This is a genomic window from Maritimibacter fusiformis (assembly GCF_008086115.1).
Lineage (GTDB): Bacteria > Pseudomonadota > Alphaproteobacteria > Rhodobacterales > Rhodobacteraceae > Muriiphilus > Muriiphilus fusiformis.
This window is the reverse complement of sequence record NZ_VSIY01000004.1, coordinates 221,068-239,165: the sequence shown is the minus strand read 5'-3', so window position 1 is coordinate 239,165 and position 18,098 is coordinate 221,068. Positions and strand designations below refer to the sequence as shown.

Below are 18,098 nucleotides of genomic sequence, written 5' to 3'. Positions count from 1 at the left end.
GCGGATTTTGTGATCACATTTGCCGCATGTTGACGCCGCAGAATCCGCAACTGCCCACCGGCGATGCCGGATTGTCCGCGCATGAACGCGTCTATCGCGCGCTGCGCAGCCGGATCATGTTCGGCGAGATCGAGCCGGGCGTCGCGCTGACCCTGCGCGGCATCGGGCGGGAGTTCGACGTCTCGATGACCCCGGCGCGCGAGGCGGTGCGCCGGCTGGCCGCCGAGGGGGCGCTGACGCTGTCAAGCTCGGGCCGCGTCACCACACCGGACCTTGGCCCCGAGCGGATCGAGGAACTGGCCGCCCTGCGCGCGTTGTTGGAGCCCGAATTGGCGGCACGCGCCCTGCCGCGTGCGCACCTGGCGCTGATCGAGCGGCTGCGCAGCATCAACGCGCGGGTGGCCGAGCAGGTCGCCAAGCACGAGGTGGTCGGCTACATCCGCTCGAACCTCGAGTTTCACCGCACGCTGTATCTGCGCGCCCAGGCCCCCGCGATGCTGGCACTGGCGGAAACCGTGTGGCTGCAACTCGGCCCGACCATGCGCGCGCTTTACATGTCGCGTGAACGCACGGACATGCACCGCCATCACCGGATGATCCTGGCCGCGCTGGCGGCGGGCGATGAACCGGCGCTGCGCCTTGCGGTGCGCGCCGATGTCACCCAGGGGTTGCGGATGCTGGTGGGGCTGTAGCCCCTCAGCTGTGGATCGGCCCGTCGCCGCAGGCCAACGCGGCCTCGCGCACCGCCTCCGAGAAAGTCGGATGCGCGTGGCAGGTGCGGGCGAGGTCTTCGGCGGAGGCGCCGAACTCCATCGCGACGCAGGCCTCGTGGATCAACTCGCCCGCCGACGGCCCCATGATGTGCACGCCCAGGATGCGGTCGGTGTCCTTGTCGGCAAGGATCTTGACGAAGCCGTCGCCCTGGAACACCGCCTTGGCCCGGCCGTTGCCCATGAAGCTGAACTTGCCGACCTTGTAGGCGCGGCCCTCGTCCTTCAGTTGCTCCTCGGTCTTGCCCACCGCGGCCACCTCGGGGGTGGTGTAGATCACGCTGGGGATCACGCCGTAATTCACATGGCCCGCTTGCCCCGCGATGCTCTCGGCCACCGCCATGCCCTCGTCCTCGGCCTTGTGGGCCAGCATCGGGCCTTCGATCGCGTCGCCGATGGCCCAGATCCCCTCCACCGAGGTCTTCCGGTCCTTCGTGGCGATCTGCCCGCGCTCGGTCAGCTTGACGCCCAGCGCGTCCAGCCCCAGCCCCTCGGTAAAGGGTTTGCGCCCGGTCGCCACCAGCACCACGTCGGCATCGAGGCTGGCCTCGCTGTCGTCCTTGCGCAGCTTGTAGTGCACCGTCGCCTTGGTCTTCTTGGCATCGACCGACTGCACGGCGGCGCCCATCACGAAGGTAAGGCCCTGTTTCTTCAGCGTGCGCTGGAAGGTCTTTTGAATCTCGCCATCCATCCCCGGCGTGATCGCGTCGAGGTATTCCACCACCGTCACCTCGGTGCCGAGGCGGGCATAGACCGACCCCATCTCGAGCCCGATCACACCGGCCCCGATCACCACCATCTTCTTCGGGATCTTCGGCAGCTCCAGCGCCCCGGTCGAGGTCACGACGACCTTTTCGTCAACCTCGGCCCCCGGCAGGCTCGACGGCTCGGACCCCGTGGCGATGACAATGTGTTTGGCCTTGTGGGTCTCGTCGCCGACCTTGACCTCGCCCTTGGCCGGGACCGTCGCCCAGCCCTTGATCCAGTCGATCTTGTTCTTCTTGAACAGGAACTCGATGCCCTTGGTGTTCTGGCCGATCACGTCGTCCTTGTAGGCCAGCATCTGCTTGAAATCGACCGAGGGCGACTTGCCCTTCAGCCCCATCGCCGCGAAATTGGTCTCGGCCTCGTGCAGCATGTGGCTGGCGTGCAAGAGCGCCTTGGACGGGATGCAGCCGACGTTGAGGCAGGTGCCGCCCAGCGTCTCGCGGCCCTCGACGCAGGCGGTTTTCAGGCCCAGTTGGGCGCAGCGGATGGCACAGACATAGCCACCCGGGCCGCCACCGATCACGATCACATCATATTCTGCCATTGCCGCCTCCTTGGGCCGTTAAACGGGGTGCGCGCGGACGATGCCCCGCGCCTTTGAAATTCTCGCCGCCACGCCTCATAGCAGCGCCGCCAAGATCATCAACATGGTCGCGGCGAACCCGACCATCCAGATCAGCGACCGCCACGGCGACCAGCCGAAATAATAGGCCGGGACATAGACCACCCGCACCCCGAGATAGACCCAGGCACAGGCGGCGGTAAAGGGGGTGGACTGGCCCGAGAGCGTCACGACCACCACCGCGACCGTGAACAGGATCAGCCCCTCGAAGTGATTGTTGAAGGCGCGGTAGAGCCGCGCGGGGCCGCGCGACAACTGATCGGCCAGCGGCCTGCCCATCCGGTCGAGATCGCGCGGCGAGGTGGTCTTGGCCGGGCCGACATCGAGGTTGGCAGCGACGCTCATGAGCGTGAACTGGACGCCTTGCAGAAGGCCCGCGAGGGCGAGGACGGTAAGCTCGGGGGTCATCGGCATCGGCCCGCCCCCGACCGGCACGACCCGGCCGCCGCTCGGCCTTGCGCGCGCTGCCGTGTCGTCCCGTCTTGCTCTGTCATCGCGTCCATTCTGGCATAACTCTAGCCGGGAAACTCGATCACCGCATCCGGATAGGCGTAGACATCCTGCGATGCGTCGCGGCCGGACGCCTGCGCCGCGGCGACCGCGCCGCCGACCAGAACGCCGACGATCCCCGCCCCCGCGCCGATCGACATCGCGCCCGAGTTGATCTCGGCCAGCGTCTGGTTGAACGGCATCAGCACGCGGGTCTTGCTCTGACCGTTGTAGTTGCAGGTCACCGACGCCGCCGGCGTGCGCATGTGCATGTTGGGCGCGATCACCACTGCGGGCGTGGTGAAGGACGACTTGAAGCCGTCGCCCTGGAATGTGCAGGACACGCCCGAAACCTCGGCCCGCTTGCCGTCGACCCGGGTGAAGGTGCGGGTGGTGAAGGTGGTGGTGCTGATCTCGTTCAGCGGCTTGGTTGCGGTGTATTGCACCGGCGGCTGGTTGATCTCGGCCCCGGCACAGGCGGCAAGCGCAAGAAGGGCGGTGAAAGAAACAGCTTTCGCAATCGTCATGGGTCTATCCCTTGTAGTTTATTGATTTTTTCCCGATGGCCCGAGGCCGCCGCATCGCGGAGGGAGGGGCGGCCCCGCCCTGCGGCAGGCGTGGGCGCGCCCCGCGTCCCTCGTGATTTCCGGGTGGGGCAAATACCCCGCCCCCTTACAAATCCATCAGCAACCGCCGCGGATCTTCCAACGCCTCTTTCACCCGCACGAGGAAGGTGACCGCGCCCTTGCCGTCGACGACGCGGTGGTCGTAGCTCAGTGCCAGATACATCATCGGGCGGATCACGATCTCGCCGTTCACCACCACCGGGCGCTCCTGGATCTTGTGCATCCCGAGGATGCCCGACTGCGGCGGGTTCAGGATCGGCGAGGACATCAGCGAGCCGTAGACGCCGCCATTCGAGATGGTGAAGCTGCCGCCCTGCATCTCGGCCATCGACAGCTTGCCGTCGCGGGCCTTGACCCCGAGTTCGGCGATCTTCTGCTCGATGGCGTGGAAGCTCATCGAGTCGGCATCGCGCACCACCGGCACGACAAGGCCCGAGGGCGTGCCGACGGCGACGCCCATGTGCACGTAGTTCTTGTAGACCACGTCGGTCCCGTCGATCTCGGCGTTGACCTCGGGCACCTCGTGCAGCGCGTGGACGCAGGCTTTCACGAAGAACGACATGAAGCCCATCTTGACGCCGTGCTTCTTGAGGAACTGGTCCTTGTAGAGATCGCGGATCGTCATCACCTCGGACATGTCCGCCTCGTTGTAGGTGGTCAGCATCGCGGCGGTGTTCTGGGCATCCTTCAGCCGGCGCGCGATGGTCTGGCGCAGGCGCGTCATCTTCACCCGTTCCTCGCGGGCCTCGTCCTCGGCGGGAACCGCCTGGCGCGGCGCCGCGCTGGTCTCGGCCTTCGGCTGGGGGGCGGCGGTGCTGGCGGCGGCGACGGCCTTTTGCACGTCTTCCTTCATGATCCGCCCGTCACGCCCGGTGCCTTCGACCTGATCGCGCGACAGCCCGGCCTCGGCCATGGCCTTCTTGGCGGAGGGCGCGTCCTCGACATCCTTGCCGGAGGGCGCGGCGGCGGGTTTGTCGCCAGCGTCCTTCGGTTTGGCCACGGCCCCGCCCGACCCCGAAATCACCGCCAGCTTGCCGCCGGCCGCGACGGTCTCGCCTTCGTCCGCCAGCACTTTTGACAGCACACCGGCCGCCGGAGACGGCACTTCGACCGAAACCTTGTCGGTTTCGAGTTCGCACAGCATCTCGTCCGCCGCGACCTTGTCGCCGGGCTTCTTGAACCACGAGGAAACGGTCGCTTCGGTCACGCTCTCGCCCAGCGCGGGCACCATCACGTCGATATCCTCGGCGGGCTCGTCCTGCTGATCCGCATCAGCCTCGGGGGCATCGTCTGCCGGCGCCTTGGCCTTGGCCTCCGCCTTCGGCGCCGGGGCATCGCCCGCGCCATCACCCTCGGAAATCGTCGCCAGCAGCGCGTCGACGCCGACGGTTTCGCCCTCGGCGGCGACGATATCGCCCAGCACGCCGGCAGCGGGCGCCGGAACCTCGACCGTCACCTTGTCGGTCTCGAGTTCGCAGAGCATTTCATCGGCGGCGACCTTGTCGCCGGGTTTCTTGAACCAGGTCGCGACGGTCGCCTCGGTCACGCTTTCGCCCAGGGTCGGAACCCGAACTTCGATGCTCATGGTCAATTTCCTTCAATCGTCAGCGCTTCGTTCACGAGCGCTTCTTGTTGTGCTTTGTGCTGGCTTGCAAGGCCCGTCGCGGGCGAGGCCGAAGCCGGACGCCCGACATAGATCGGGCGCGATCCGTCATCGCGAATACGGCCCAGGACCCATTCGATATTCGGCTCCATGAAGGTCCAGCCGCCCTGGTTCTTGGGTTCTTCCTGGCACCAGACAACGTCGGCATTGGCAAAGCGTTCCAGCTCCTTGACCAGCGACAGCGCCGGGAAGGGATAGAACTGCTCGACCCGGAGGATATAGATGTCCTCCAGCCCCTGTTCATCGCGCGCGGCCAGAAGGTCGTAATAGACCTTGCCGGAGCACAGCACGACGCGCCTGATCTTGTCGTCGGGAACCAGTTTCGCGTCCGACCGCCCGGTGCCGTTGTCACGGTCGGCATCGTCCCAGAGCACGCGGTGGAAGGACGAACCTTCGACGAAATCCTTGGTATCGGACACCGCGAGCTTGTGGCGCAGCAAGGATTTCGGCGTCATCAGGATCAGCGGCTTGCGGTAGGTGCGGTGCAACTGCCGGCGCAGGATGTGGAAATAGTTGGCCGGGGTCGTGCAGTTGGCGACGATCCAGTTGTCGGCGCCGCACATCTGCAGGAAACGTTCCAGCCGCGCCGAGGAGTGTTCCGGCCCTTGCCCTTCGTAGCCATGCGGCAACAGGCAGACCAGCCCCGACATGCGCAGCCATTTGGATTCGCCCGACGAGATGAACTGGTCGAACATGATCTGCGCGCCGTTGGCGAAATCGCCGAACTGCGCCTCCCACAGCGTCAGCGCGTTCGGCTCGGCCAGCGAATAGCCGTATTCGAAGCCCAGCACCGCGTATTCCGACAGCATCGAGTCGATGACCTCGTAATGCGCCTGCCCCTCGCGGATGTGGTTGAGGGGATAGTGGCGGTCCTCGGTGGTCTGGTCGATGAAGGCGGAATGGCGCTGCGAGAAGGTGCCGCGGGTCGAGTCCTGCCCCGACAGACGCACCGGGTAGCCTTCGAGCAGGAGCGAGCCGAAGGCCAGCGCCTCGGCGGTGGCCCAGTCAAAGCCCGTGCCGCTCTCGAACATCTGTGTCTTGGCCTCGAGCAGGCGGCCCACCGTCTTGTGCAGGTCGAACCCTTCGGGCACCCGCGTCAGCGCCTCGCCGATCTCGTCGAAGGTCGCCTCGGGAATGGCGGTCTGGCCGCGCTGGTATTCCTCGCCCTGGCGGTTCAGATGCGACCAGCGGCCATCCAGCCAGTCGGCCTTGTTCGGCTTGTAGTCGTTGGAGGCCTCGAATTCCTCGTTCAGATGCGCCTGGAACGCGGTCTTCATGTCCTCGATCTCGCCCTCGGGCATCAGCCCGTCGCGGATCAGCCGTTCGGTGTAGAGTTGCAGCGTCGTCTTGTGGGTCTTGATGTTCTTGTACATCAGGGGGTTGGTGAACATCGGTTCATCCCCCTCGTTGTGACCGAAGCGCCGATAGCAGAAGATGTCGATCACCACGTCCTTGTGGAACTTCTGCCGGAACTCGATCGCCACGCGGGCGGCGTGCACCACGGCTTCGGGATCGTCGCCGTTGACGTGGAAGATCGGCGCCTCGACCATCAGCGCGATGTCGGTCGGATAGGGCGACGAGCGCGAGAAGCTGGGCGCGGTGGTAAAGCCGATCTGGTTGTTCACCACGATATGGATGGTGCCGCCGGTGCGGTGCCCGACAAGGCCCGACAGCCCGAACCCCTCGGCCACCACGCCCTGCCCGGCAAAGGCGGCGTCGCCATGCAGCAGGATCGGCAGCACCCGGGTGCGCGTGGTGTCGTTCAACTGCGCCTGCTTGGCGCGCACCTTGCCCAGCACCACCGGGTTCACCGCCTCGAGGTGCGAGGGGTTGGCGGTCAGCGACAGGTGGACGTTGTTGCCGTCGAACTCGCGATCCTCCGACGCGCCGAGGTGGTATTTCACGTCACCGGAACCATCGACATCCTCGGGCTTGAAGCTGCCGCCCTGGAACTCGTTGAAGATCGCGCGGTAGGGCTTGTTCATCACGTTGGCGAGCACCGACAGGCGGCCGCGGTGCGGCATGCCGATGACGATCTCCTTGAGGCCCAACTGGCCACCACGCTTGATGATCTGCTCCATCGCCGGCACCAGCGCCTCGCCGCCATCGAGGCCGAACCGCTTGGTGCCCATGTATTTGACGTGCAGGAATTTCTCGAAGCCCTCGGCCTCGACCAGCTTGTTCAGGATCGCCCGGCGGCCCTTGCGGGTGAAGTGGATTTCCTTGCCAAGCCCCTCGATCCGTTCTTTCAGCCAGCCGGCCTGTTCCGGGTCGGAAATATGCATGTATTGCAGCGCGAAGGTGCCGCAATAGGTGCGCCGGACCAGATCGACGATCTGGCGCATGGTCGCCGTTTCCATCCCCAGCACCTGATCGAGAAAGATCGGCCGGTCCATGTCGGCCTCCTTGAAGCCGTAGGAGGCCGGCTCCAGCTCGGGGTGGTTGGTCTCGTCGCGCATGTTCAGCGGGTCGAGGTCGGCGGCCAGGTGGCCACGGATACGATAGGCCCGGATCAGCATCAGCGCGCGCACCGAGTCGAGCACGGCACGTCGGATCTCGCCGTCGGACACCTTGACGCCAACCTCCTCGGCCTTGGCGCGGATCTTTTCGGCCACCTTCTCGGGCTTGGCCTCGTCCGGCCATTGCCCGTCCAGGGCATGAACAAGATCGCCACCGGGAACCGGCGGCCAGTCGGCGCGCGCCCAGCTTGGCCCGCTGGCCTCGGCGCGGGCGTCCTGGTCGGCATCGCCCAGCGCGCGGAAGAACGCCTGCCACGAGGCATCGACCGCATCCGGGTCATCGGCGTAGCGCGCCTGGAGCTGTTCCAGATAGGCCGCGTTGTGGCCCTGCATGAACGAGCTGGCCTTGAACTGGTCGTTGGGGGATTGGTCCGTCATGTCTCCAACCTCGGCTGTTGCGGCGGTTGCCGGCGATCGTCCGGCACCTCCGGGGAATAACCTGCGTGCCCGAACGCCCACGCAAGGCGCTGGTGCACGATCTCAGTGATCTCGTCGTTTCGGTCCGCGCGCGGCACCCGCCGGCTGTCCGGGTCCGAGGCGCGGGTCTTCATGGTCATATGCGGGCGGGTGCGGCGTGTATCCAGCCCCAATTGCCGCGCCGCACCGGCAGGACCGGCGGCCCGCGGATGGATGAAATCCCGGGCGACGCTGACAAGAGTCATGCGGTCCTCCCGCCAACCGGGGAAACGGCGCCGACCCGAAAGATGCCGCCGCCCGAACACGGGTCTAGGTCCCGTCGGCGCCCGGCGCGGCGGGCGAGTTGCGGGTGGGGATGTGGTCGGTCATGGCAAAACCTCCGTGGGGCAATGCGGCGGGTCACTGGGCCGGCGAGCGGTCCAGCCGGGCGGCGAAGGGCAAGGGGCCGGCGCGGTCGGACGCCTCGATGAAAGCATAGGTCTCGATCCGCCGGTAATCCGTGCCCGCGACCTCGACGATCTGCGTCTTTGCACCCGTCACGGTGCCGTCCGCGGCAGGAAACCCGCCAACGGCCGCGATACGGGCCGCGAGGGCATCGCTGTCGGGTCCGGCCCAGATGCACGACAGGTTGCCCCCGTCGGCAAGGACCATCGCAACCTCGTCGCCCAGGGCATAGATCGGCCCGAGCATGTCGTTGCCGAGCGAGGCATAGAAGGCATCGGTGTAGTCCTTGGTCAGGGCAAGTTGCTGTTCGGTCGAGGCCCCGGATTCCATATGCCACATCTGCGAGGCCACAAGATTGGCCACGGCGGCGCCTGCATCGGGCTTGGCCAACTCGGCCCAGCCTGCGTCGCGCAATCCGGCGCGCACAGACGCGCCGGACGCCGCGATGGGGGTGCACAGCTCCATCAGCATGTCGATTCCAGCGGCATCCTGTGCCGCGGCGGGCATCGCAAGCAGCCCGCACAACGTCGCCGAAAGAGCCATGCGCCGAGCCATCAGCCGATCGCCTTCAACACCGCCTCGCCCAGCGTGGCCGGGCTGTCGGCGACGATGATGCCGGCGGCGCGCATCGCTTCGATCTTGTCCTCGGCGCCGCCCTTGCCGCCGGCGACGATGGCGCCCGCGTGGCCCATGCGCCGGCCCGGAGGGGCGGTGCGCCCGGCGATGAAGCCTGCGACCGGCTTCCAGCGGCCCTTTTTCTTCTGCTCGGCGAGGAACGCGGCGGCTTCTTCCTCGGCGGAGCCGCCGATTTCGCCGATCATGATGATCGAATGGGTTTCGTCATCGTCGAGGAACATGTCGAGCACGTCGATATGCTCGGTGCCCTTGATCGGGTCGCCGCCGATGCCCACGGCGGTCGACTGGCCAAGGCCGATGTCGGAGGTCTGCTTGACCGCCTCATAGGTCAGCGTGCCGGAGCGCGACACGACGCCGACCGACCCGCGCTTGTGGATATGGCCGGGCATGATGCCGATCTTGCAGGCGTCGGGCGTGATGACGCCGGGGCAGTTCGGGCCGATCAGCCGCGATTTGGACCCGTCCAGCGCGCGCTTCACCTTCATCATGTCGAGCACCGGAATGCCCTCGGTGATGCAGACGATCAATTCCATCTCGGCGTCGATCGCCTCAAGGATCGAGTCCGCCGCGAAGGGCGGCGGCACGTAGATGACGCTGGCGTTGGCCTCGGTCACGGCCTTGGCCTCGTGCACCGAGTTGAACACGGGCAGGTCGAGGTGCTTTTGCCCGCCCTTGCCGGGGGTCACGCCGCCGACCATCTTGGTGCCATAGGCAATCGCCTGTTCGGAGTGGAAAGTGCCCTGCGAGCCGGTGAAGCCCTGGCAGATCACCTTGGTGTTTTCGTCTACGAGAATGGCCATTGTCCTACCCCTTCACCGCTTTCACGATCTTCTCGGCGCCGTCCGACAGGTTGTCGGCGGCGATCACGTTGAGGCCGGAGTTTGCGATGATCTCCTTGCCCTTCTCGACATTGGTGCCCTCGAGCCGCACGACCAGCGGCACTTGCAGGCCGACCTCCTTGACCGCGGCGATCACACCCTCGGCGATCACGTCGCAGCGCATGATGCCGCCGAAGATGTTGACGAGGATGCCTTTGACCTGCGGGTCCGAGGTGATGATCTTGAAGGCTTCGGTCACCTTCTCCTTGGTCGCGCCGCCGCCAACATCGAGGAAGTTGGCCGGTTCCGCGCCGTAGAGCTTGATGATGTCCATCGTCGCCATCGCGAGGCCCGCGCCGTTCACCATGCAGCCGATCTCGCCATCAAGCGCGATGTAGTTGAGGTCGTATTTCGATGCCTCAAGCTCCTTGGGGTCTTCCTCGGTGGTGTCGCGCAGTTCGGCGATGTCGGGGTGGCGATAGATCGCGTTGCCGTCGAAGCTGAACTTGGCGTCCAGCACCTTGAGGTCGCCGGCATCCGAGACGATCAGCGGGTTGATCTCGAGCATCTCCATGTCTTTTTCGGTGAAGAGCTTGTAGAGCGTGCCCATCAGCGCCACGCACTGTTTGACCTGCGCGCCTTCGAGGCCGAGGTTGAAGGCGATGCGGCGGCCGTGGAAACCCTGGTAGCCGGTGGCCGGATCGACCGAGAACGACAGGATCTTCTCGGGCGTCTTGGCGGCGACCTCCTCGATGTCCATGCCGCCTTCGGTCGAACAGACGAAGGAAATCCGGCTGGTCACGCGGTCGACCAGAAGCGCCAGGTAAAGCTCGCGCTCGATGCCCGAACCGGCCTCGATGTAGATGCGGTTGACCTGCTTGCCCGCCGGGCCGGTCTGGTGCGTCACCAGCGTGCGGCCCAGCATCTTCCTGGCCTCCTCGGCGGCTTCCTCGACCGACTTGGCCAGCCTCACGCCGCCCTTTTCGCCCGCCTCGGCCTCCTTGAAGCTGCCCTTGCCGCGTCCGCCGGCATGGATCTGCGCCTTGACCACCCAGAGCGGGCCGTCAAGCTCGCTCGCCTTGGTCTTGGCCTCGTCGGCCTTGGTCACGACCCGGCCATCGGAGACCGGGGCGCCGTAGCTGCGAAGAAGGGCCTTCGCCTGGTATTCATGGATGTTCATGAACTCGTCCCATCTGCTTTCGGTTGCCGGGACCATGCACATCTTGCAGGCGGGAATAAACGGCTATCTGGGTCTGACGGGGTTTTCGGCGTGAAATGATCGGTTTTGTGATCACACGTCTGAAATATGTGATCACATCGTTGTCAGAGGCGCTTCCCGCAACCACGATTCTTCCGCGAGTCGGGACCGGTCGCGCGGCGTGGCAGGCATTGGGGACACGTCGCTGCGCGGGCTGTAACAAAGCGTGTGACAAGCGGAGGATCGGCCATCATGATTTGCCGCTCAGGCGTATTTTCGGATGCGCGCGACAACATCGGTGGTGGAAATGCCTTGGGTTCGGGGCAGATAATGCACGTCGCATAGCTGCTTGAAGCTGTCGAAATGGCCTCGCCAGTCATCACCCATGACGAGGATATCGGCACTGAACTGCAGTATGTAGTCACGCTTTCTTTCCAGGCTTTCCTCAATGAAGACCTCGTCCACACAGTCTAGGGCGGCGATAATCATCATCCGTTCCTGCGTGCAATAGACCGGCGCTCGGCCCTTCTTCGCTAAGTTCAACTCGTCGGTCGACACCCCAACGACAAGCCGATCGCCCAGCTCGGCCGAGCGCCTCAGGATATTCAGATGCCCAACGTGAAACAGATCGAAAGTGCCAAAAGTAATGACAGTCTTCATTGGCATCACCAGCGTTTGAGGAGAAAATGTAGTCGTAGCCTCATCATGGCCTTTCTGCGATTGCGGCGATGATCGGCCATGTAGATATCTAGAAACCGAGAAAAATTCTCGCGCGCCTCAAGCCACGGGAACACGAACCGCGAGTTCGGCGTGCGCCAATCATCGCCATAATTCAGTGCGAGCGTCTTCTCGGCGTCTCGCGGAGCCGGAAAGTTGATGCCGCCGATCGACTGCTTGCCAAGTGGCAGAACGTCGGACTCATCCAAGATCCCGCTGGTATATGGCCAGATATGGAACTTACCCTCCATCAACCATGCCGGAAAAACGTCGAAATGCGGATCGTGTTTCTTGCTGTCAGGCAGAAGGATCTTAAGGATCGGACTGTTGGCTCTCTCCAGCGGCCGGATCACGAAGCGGCCCGACCGCTTCAGATCCTCATGGAGACGATAGAACGCGGAGATTGCTTGTTCGGGGTCTTCGATTTTGAGAACGACGGCGATGTCGAAGTCGTCGTCATGTTCCAGAAATCGATTTTCCCGCACCGCACCCAGCAACGTGCCCGAATTAATGAACGCCTCGTAGCCTAGATCCGACAAAACCGTGAGAAAAGAACTAACTGTCTGCGCGTCTTTTGCTGTGTCGCGGTTGCGGAACGGGAGCTTGACTCCGTGCTGGCACAGATCGAATGGGTGGAGAGCCTGCGATAGGCGCTGCCGGAAGGCGACATCGTCGACCTCTCGTCCTTCGGCCTGACGCTTTTCCGACAAAGCCTTGCACAATCTCGCGGCGCGCGCGCGGCGTTTGCCTTTCAGATAATAGAGAAGGATTAGTCGTTCGGTCCAGCTCTCGTCTCGCTCCCGCGTTGGGACGCTTGACAGAAGCCGTCGGAGGTGACGGTAACTGATCATTTCGGAGACGCGCCGGTCGCGCACGCATTTGTCGAACTCAGTGAACAGGACGTTTGTACGTGGGCTCACCTCTCGCGTTGGTTCTGATGCGTGTCGTGCAGTGGCAACATCGGGCATACATCTGTTCCTTGCGAACCTAAGCGTTTTGGGCTCGTACGAATGAGGATCTCATACTCGTCGGCAGGGCGAAGGATTCCGTGTCGCCGCGCGCGGCCCTTTGCAGTTTCTGCACTTGCATCAGTAGCGGGAAAACAGATCAGAACCAATCCATTTCGGCAAGCTATTGGGCCGATTTGCTGTCGGCCCAATAGCCATATCGCCGGAAATCGCCTAGCCCAGGCTTTCGTCGATACCCTTGCAGGCCTTGACCAGACCCTTCACGGCCTCGACCGAAGTGTCGAACATCGCCTGCTCGTCCTTCGACAGCTTGATATCGACGATACGCTCGATGCCGCCGGCGCCGATGATCGTGGGCACGCCGACATACATGCCTTCAAGCCCGAACGCGCCATCGACCCAGGCCGCGCAGGGCAGCAGGCGTTTCTGGTCCTTGAGATAGGCTTCGGCCATCTCGATCGCCGAGGTCGCGGGGGCGTAGAAGGCCGAGCCGGTCTTGAGCAGGCCGACGATCTCGGCACCGCCGTCGCGGGTGCGCTGCACGATGGCGTCAAGGTTTTCCTGCGTGGTCCAGCCCATTTTCACGAGGTCAGGCAGCGGGATGCCGGCGACCGTGGAATAGCGGGTGAGCGGCACCATGGTGTCGCCGTGGCCGCCCAGAACGAAGGCGGTCACGTCCTTCATGGACACGTCGAATTCGAGCGACAGGAAGTGGCGGAAGCGGGCGGCGTCGAGCACGCCGGCCATGCCGACGACCTTTTCGGCGGGCAGGCCGGAATACTGCTGCAGCGCCCAGACCATCGCATCCAGCGGGTTGGTGATGCAGATCACGAAGGCGTCGGGCGCGTTGTCGCGGATGCCTTCACCGACCGACTTCATCACCTTGAGGTTGATGCCCAGAAGGTCGTCGCGGCTCATCCCCGGCTTGCGCGGGACACCGGCGGTGACGATGCAGACATCGGCACCGGCGATGTCGGAATAGTCCGTGGTACCTTTCAGCGCCGCGTCGAAACCCTCGACCGGGCCGGATTCGGCGATGTCCAGCGCCTTGCCCTGGGGGGTGCCGTCCGCGATGTCGAACAGAACGACATCACCGAGTTCCTTGAGCGCGGCGAGGTGGGCAAGGGTGCCGCCGATCTGGCCAGCGCCGATGAGGGCAATCTTGGGTCGAGCCATGATTTCGATCTCCGATCAGGTTGGTTCGGCGCGATGCCTAGCCCCGTTGCGCCCGTGGCGCAAGGGTGCCGCGCTGCGGCATGATGGGTGAAGTCACCCCCGCGCAATCGCCTGATGCCGCTAACCCAACTGAAAAACCACGGCTTCGCGTGGTCTCGGGGCGACGCGGCGGCAGCCTGCATTCTCTGCCGTCAGCCTGTCGGCGGCGTTCTGGTCCGGGATGGCCGAGGGCGGCATCGGAACGGGGGCGCCCTGGCCTCGGCATTGATTCTCGATCCGGGCTTTGATGCCTACGCCGGATCTCCGGCGACCGGCGGCGGCACGGCCTCATAGTCCGTTCCCGCAGCAATCATGCAGGTGACGCCGCTGGCGGTGGTCACGAGGATCGTCCAGGTGCCGGTCGTGTCGGAGGCGAACATCTCGACCATCTGCGCCGCGCCTGCCAGCCCCGCCGCCTGCCGCCGTTCGCCAAAGGTGGTGGCGAGGTGGTCCAGCACCCTGTCGCGGATACCGCAGACCGCATCCTCGGCGCGCAGCGATTGCGTGGCGAGAAGGATGATCCCGGCTCCAAGCGCGAGGGTCAGGGCGAAATGATGGCGGTGCATGGCGTGTCCCTTCGAAAGATCGGATTGCCAACAGCCTGCCAGAGGCGGGGTAAAGATCGGTTAACCATGCGTTCGGTGCGGGGGCGCGCGGGTTTCTCTGCGTCGCGGCAAATTCGCTCTTGCGGTTTCGTGCGCACCTGTGGTCGGTTCCGCAACAAAATTGCGGAGTGACAGAATCATGACCCAGTCGATGCGCCCCTACCGTTCGGTTCTCTATATTCCCGGCTCGAAGGAACGCGCGCTCGACAAGGCACGGGGGCTGCCGGCGGACGCGATCATCTTCGATCTCGAGGACGCGGTGGCGCCCGACGCAAAGGACGCCGCCCGCGCGACTCTGCGCGCCGAGATCGACAAGGGCGGCTATGGCGACCGGGCGAAACTGGTGCGCATAAACGGCTTTGACACGATGTGGGGCAATGCCGATATCCACGCCTTTCGCGGTGCCGATATCGACGGGCTGCTCCTGCCCAAGGTCAACTCGGCGCTGGATATCGAGACGCTGGCCGAGATGATCGCGGACGTGCCGATCTGGGCGATGATGGAAACCGCCTCGGGGGTTCTGAACGCGCGCACCATCGCGGCGCATCCGCGTCTGGCGGGCATCGTGATGGGCACCAACGACCTGGTCAAGGAACTGGGCTGCCGCCCCGGACCGGACCGCGCCGAGATCCAGACCGCCCTGCAAATGAGCCTGATCGCGGCCCGCGCCGATGGCATTCCGATTGTCGATGGCGTCTATAACGCCTTCAAGGACGAGGCCGGTCTGCGCGCCGAATGCGAGCAAGGGCGCGACCTGGGCTTTGACGGAAAGACGCTGATCCACCCCGACCAGATCGCCATCGCAAACGAGGTTTTCGCCCCCTCCGAGGCCGATCTCGACCTGGCCCGCCGCCAGATCGCCGCCTTCGAAGAGGTCGAGGCGCGCGGCGAGGGCGTTGCGGTGGTGGATGGCAAGATCGTCGAAAATCTGCATATCGTGACGGCGAAGGCCTTGATCGCCAAGGCCGAGGCAATCGAGCAACGCGAAGGATAACACATGACACTTCTCATCATCGGCCTCATCCTCTGGGTGCTGTCGCATACCCTGAAACGCATAGCGCCCGGGCCGCGGGCGGCGATGGGCGACCAGGCCGGCAAGGGCATTGTCGCGCTGATGGCGCTGGCCGGGATCGTGTTGATGGTGATCGGCTATCGCGGGGCCGAGGTGGTGCCGGTCTATGCGCCGCTGCCGGGGATGGGGCATCTCAACAACCTCCTGATGCTGATCGCGCTGTTTTTCTTCGCGGCAGGCAGCGTCAAGGGTGTGGTGGCGTCGAAGGTGCGCCACAACATGCTGACGGGTCTGGTGATCTGGGCGCTGTCGCATCTCCTGGTGAACGGCGATCTGGCCTCGATCGTGCTGTTTGGCGGTCTGGCGCTTTATGCGGTTGCGTCGATGTACCTGATCAGCCGGGCGGTGCCGTGGGACCGGCCTGCGCCGGGGCCGCTAAAGAACGACATGAAGGCGGTGGTGGCCGCGGTCGTGCTTTATGCCGTGATCGCGGCAATTCACTGGTGGCTCGGGTACAATCCGTTCCTCGGCACCTATTCCTGAGCCGGAGGGCGCGCGCATGGCCAAGACCAACCCGGGCCGGTTTTTCGAGGACTACCGCATCGGCGAGGTGATCCGCCACGCCGTGCCGCGCACCGTCTCGGGCGGTGAACGCGCGCTGTATCAGGCGCTCTACCCGGCGCGTCATGCGCTGGCGTCATCCGACGAGTTCGCGCGCGACTGCGGGTTGGACCGCGCGCCGATTGACGATCTCGCGGCGTTTCACATCGTGTTCGGCAAGACCGTGCCGGACATCTCGCTGAATGCCGTCGCCAACCTTGGCTATGCCGAAGGCCGGTGGCTCAGGCCGGTGTGGCCGGGCGATACGCTGACCTCCACCAGCCAGGTGATCGGGCTCAAGCAGAATTCAAACGGCAAGACCGGGGTGGTCTGGGTGCGCACCAAGGGTGTGAACCAGTGGGACGAGACGGTGCTCGACTTTGTCCGCTGGGTGATGGTGCGCAAACGCGACCTCGGCGTCCCCGCCCCAGATACGCTGGTGCCGGAGCTGAAACCGGCGCTGGCGGCGGGCGATCTGGCGATCCCCGAGGGGCTGGATTTCGGACGTTACGATTTCACGCTGGCGGGTGAGCGGCACCGCCTTGGCGACTACGAGATCGGCGAGAAGATCGATCATGTCGATGGCGTGACGATCTCCGAGGCCGAGCACATGATGGCCACTAGGCTCTGGCAGAACACCGCCAAGGTGCATTTCGACGCCACCAACCGCAACGACGGCAAGCGGCTGATCTACGGCGGCCATGTCATCAGCCTGGCCCGGGCGCTGAGCTTCAATGGGCTGGCCAACGCCCAGATGATCGTCGGGCTGAACGCGGGCGCCCATGCCAACCCCTGCTTTGCCGGTGATACGGTGCGGGCCTGGTCCGAGGTGCTGGACCGGGCCGAGACCACGCATCCCGGCGTCGGCGCGATCCGGCTGCGGCTGGTGGCGGTGAAGCATGGCGCCGCGCCCTTCGCGCTGAAGGACGATGGCGGGAAATACCTGCCCGAGGTGCTGCTGGATCTCGACTACTGGGCGCTGATGCCGCTCTGACTGCTGTTCGGACTTGACAGAACGTGGCGCTTATCGACTGATTTGATCATGCGTATTCTTGCGATCCTGCTGTGCCTTTCGATGTCCGCCCCGGTCTTTGCCGGGGGAACCAAGACCGATTACGTCACCACCCGCGACGGTGGCAGCATGGTCGGGCCGGGGCGATCCACGGGAACCGGGCGGCGGCAGGACCCGGTTGAGCGGTTCGTGGAATCCAACCTGGCCGAGACCTTCTATCACGAGTTGGGGCATGCCCTGATCGACGTGCTCGACCTGCCGGTGTTCGGGCCCGAGGAGTTCGCCGTCGACCTGTTCGCCATCGTGATGATCAACCGGATGCATGACGAGGAAACGGCGGTGCAGATGGCTTTCGACATCGCCGCCGCCTATGACGCGGGCGCGATGAAGGAAAGCACCGCAGGATCGGGTCCGGCGATGTGGGACGTGCACGGGTCGGACCGGCAACGCTATTTCAACCTCGCCTGCCACATGTATGGCGCCAACCCCTACGCGCGTGACCGGGTCGCCTATGAGCTTGGGCTGCCCGACGCCCGTGCCGAGACCTGCCAGGAAGAATACGAGCTGACCAGCCGGGCCTGGGGCGACGTGATCGACCGGCTGATCGCCAACGGGCCGGGGCGCTCGCTGGTGCTGGACGCCACCGTCACCGGACGCAGCCACCTGGAAGTGTTCGTGGCCGCCGAGGTCGCGCGGGTCAACGACCGGATGTCGCTGCCGGCACGTCTGCGTGTCACCGTCGAGGCCTGCGACCAGGTCAATGCCTTCTATGACCCCGGCGAATTGCAGATCATCATCTGCACCGAGTTGGGGCCGCACCTGGCCGGGCTGGTGCGCTGATCGGCCGTGCCGCGTGGGCAGGTCCGGCCTGAAGGATTTGAATCGCCTATCGGGGAATTGCGTGATCACAGCCCGGATTTTCGTGATCACAAATCCCAAAAAGTGCCGCCAAAGTCAGGATATTGCCGATTAATAGTCCGCTTGGGGCGTGACTTGCCG

Annotated in this window: 18 protein-coding genes; 5 read left to right on the top strand and 13 right to left on the bottom strand. The window is 64.8% G+C overall.

Annotated features, from left to right (window positions below):
• The first annotated feature begins 26 nt into the window (after positions 1–26).
• A complete protein-coding gene (locus FVF75_RS05220; RefSeq protein ID WP_148376895.1) occupies positions 27–692 on the top strand; it encodes a GntR family transcriptional regulator in 666 nt (221 codons plus the stop codon).
• 4 nt (positions 693–696) lie between these two features.
• On the opposite strand, the gene lpdA is transcribed toward FVF75_RS05220, so the two are convergent.
• The 13 genes from lpdA to FVF75_RS05155 form a co-directional block, all read right to left on the bottom strand.
• Positions 697–2,082: a dihydrolipoyl dehydrogenase gene (lpdA, locus tag FVF75_RS05215; protein ID WP_148376894.1), complete on the bottom strand. Its 1,386-nt coding sequence runs from the start codon at positions 2,080–2,082 to the stop codon at positions 697–699.
• A gap of 75 nt (positions 2,083–2,157) precedes the next feature.
• Entirely contained in the window at positions 2,158–2,568 is a 411-nt protein-coding gene (locus tag FVF75_RS05210; RefSeq protein ID WP_148377355.1) for an MAPEG family protein, read from the bottom strand.
• 107 nt (positions 2,569–2,675) lie between these two features.
• The gene (locus tag FVF75_RS05205; protein WP_148376893.1) at positions 2,676–3,176 is read right to left on the bottom strand and encodes a hypothetical protein; all 501 of its coding nucleotides are present in this window, start codon (positions 3,174–3,176) and stop codon (positions 2,676–2,678) included.
• 145 nt (positions 3,177–3,321) lie between these two features.
• Entirely contained in the window at positions 3,322–4,860 is a 1,539-nt protein-coding gene (odhB, locus tag FVF75_RS05200; protein WP_148376892.1) for a 2-oxoglutarate dehydrogenase complex dihydrolipoyllysine-residue succinyltransferase, read from the bottom strand.
• Positions 4,861–4,862: 2 nt separating this feature from the next.
• Positions 4,863–7,835, bottom strand: a complete 2,973-nt coding sequence (locus FVF75_RS05195; protein WP_148376891.1) for a 2-oxoglutarate dehydrogenase E1 component — start codon at positions 7,833–7,835, stop codon at positions 4,863–4,865.
• Positions 7,832–8,119 (bottom strand): hypothetical protein, encoded by a 288-nt coding sequence (locus FVF75_RS05190; RefSeq protein WP_148376890.1) that lies wholly within the window; start codon positions 8,117–8,119, stop codon positions 7,832–7,834. Before FVF75_RS05190 ends, FVF75_RS05195 begins: the two co-directional genes overlap by 4 nt.
• A gap of 154 nt (positions 8,120–8,273) precedes the next feature.
• Positions 8,274–8,873: a hypothetical protein gene (locus FVF75_RS05185; protein WP_148376889.1), complete on the bottom strand. Its 600-nt coding sequence runs from the start codon at positions 8,871–8,873 to the stop codon at positions 8,274–8,276.
• A complete protein-coding gene (gene sucD / locus FVF75_RS05180) occupies positions 8,873–9,754 on the bottom strand; it encodes a succinate--CoA ligase subunit alpha (protein ID WP_148376888.1) in 882 nt (293 codons plus the stop codon). The genes FVF75_RS05185 and sucD overlap by 1 nt, the downstream gene beginning before the upstream one ends.
• Positions 9,755–9,758: 4 nt before the next feature.
• Positions 9,759–10,952, bottom strand: coding sequence for an ADP-forming succinate--CoA ligase subunit beta (gene sucC / locus FVF75_RS05175; RefSeq protein WP_148376887.1), 1,194 nt, complete (start codon positions 10,950–10,952; stop codon positions 9,759–9,761).
• Positions 10,953–11,234: 282 nt separating this feature from the next.
• Complete coding sequence (locus tag FVF75_RS05170) at positions 11,235–11,630, bottom strand: FAD synthase family protein (RefSeq protein ID WP_148376886.1); 396 nt, start codon at positions 11,628–11,630, stop codon at positions 11,235–11,237.
• Between the two features lie 5 nt (positions 11,631–11,635).
• The gene (locus FVF75_RS05165) at positions 11,636–12,655 is read right to left on the bottom strand and encodes a LicD family protein (protein ID WP_187392979.1); all 1,020 of its coding nucleotides are present in this window, start codon (positions 12,653–12,655) and stop codon (positions 11,636–11,638) included.
• A 213-nt stretch (positions 12,656–12,868) separates the two neighbouring features.
• Positions 12,869–13,831, bottom strand: coding sequence for a malate dehydrogenase (gene mdh, locus FVF75_RS05160; protein ID WP_148376884.1), 963 nt, complete (start codon positions 13,829–13,831; stop codon positions 12,869–12,871).
• 290 nt (positions 13,832–14,121) lie between these two features.
• The gene (locus FVF75_RS05155) at positions 14,122–14,436 is read right to left on the bottom strand and encodes a hypothetical protein (RefSeq protein ID WP_148376883.1); all 315 of its coding nucleotides are present in this window, start codon (positions 14,434–14,436) and stop codon (positions 14,122–14,124) included.
• A gap of 178 nt (positions 14,437–14,614) precedes the next feature.
• Between FVF75_RS05155 and FVF75_RS05150 the strand changes: the two genes are divergently transcribed.
• From FVF75_RS05150 to FVF75_RS05135, 4 genes are read left to right on the top strand one after another with little or no spacing between them, the layout of a single operon-like run.
• Positions 14,615–15,469 carry an HpcH/HpaI aldolase/citrate lyase family protein gene (locus FVF75_RS05150; protein WP_148376882.1) on the top strand — a complete coding sequence of 285 codons (855 nt, stop codon included), beginning with the start codon at positions 14,615–14,617 and terminating at the stop codon, positions 15,467–15,469.
• Positions 15,470–15,472: 3 nt separating this feature from the next.
• Positions 15,473–16,030 (top strand): NnrU family protein, encoded by a 558-nt coding sequence (locus tag FVF75_RS05145; RefSeq protein WP_148376881.1) that lies wholly within the window; start codon positions 15,473–15,475, stop codon positions 16,028–16,030.
• 16 nt (positions 16,031–16,046) lie between these two features.
• On the top strand, positions 16,047–17,081 hold the full coding sequence (locus tag FVF75_RS05140) for a MaoC family dehydratase (RefSeq protein ID WP_148376880.1): 1,035 nt from the start codon (positions 16,047–16,049) through the stop codon (positions 17,079–17,081).
• Between the two features lie 48 nt (positions 17,082–17,129).
• A complete protein-coding gene (locus FVF75_RS05135) occupies positions 17,130–17,939 on the top strand; it encodes a DUF4344 domain-containing metallopeptidase (protein ID WP_148376879.1) in 810 nt (269 codons plus the stop codon).
• Positions 17,940–18,098 lie beyond the last annotated feature (159 nt).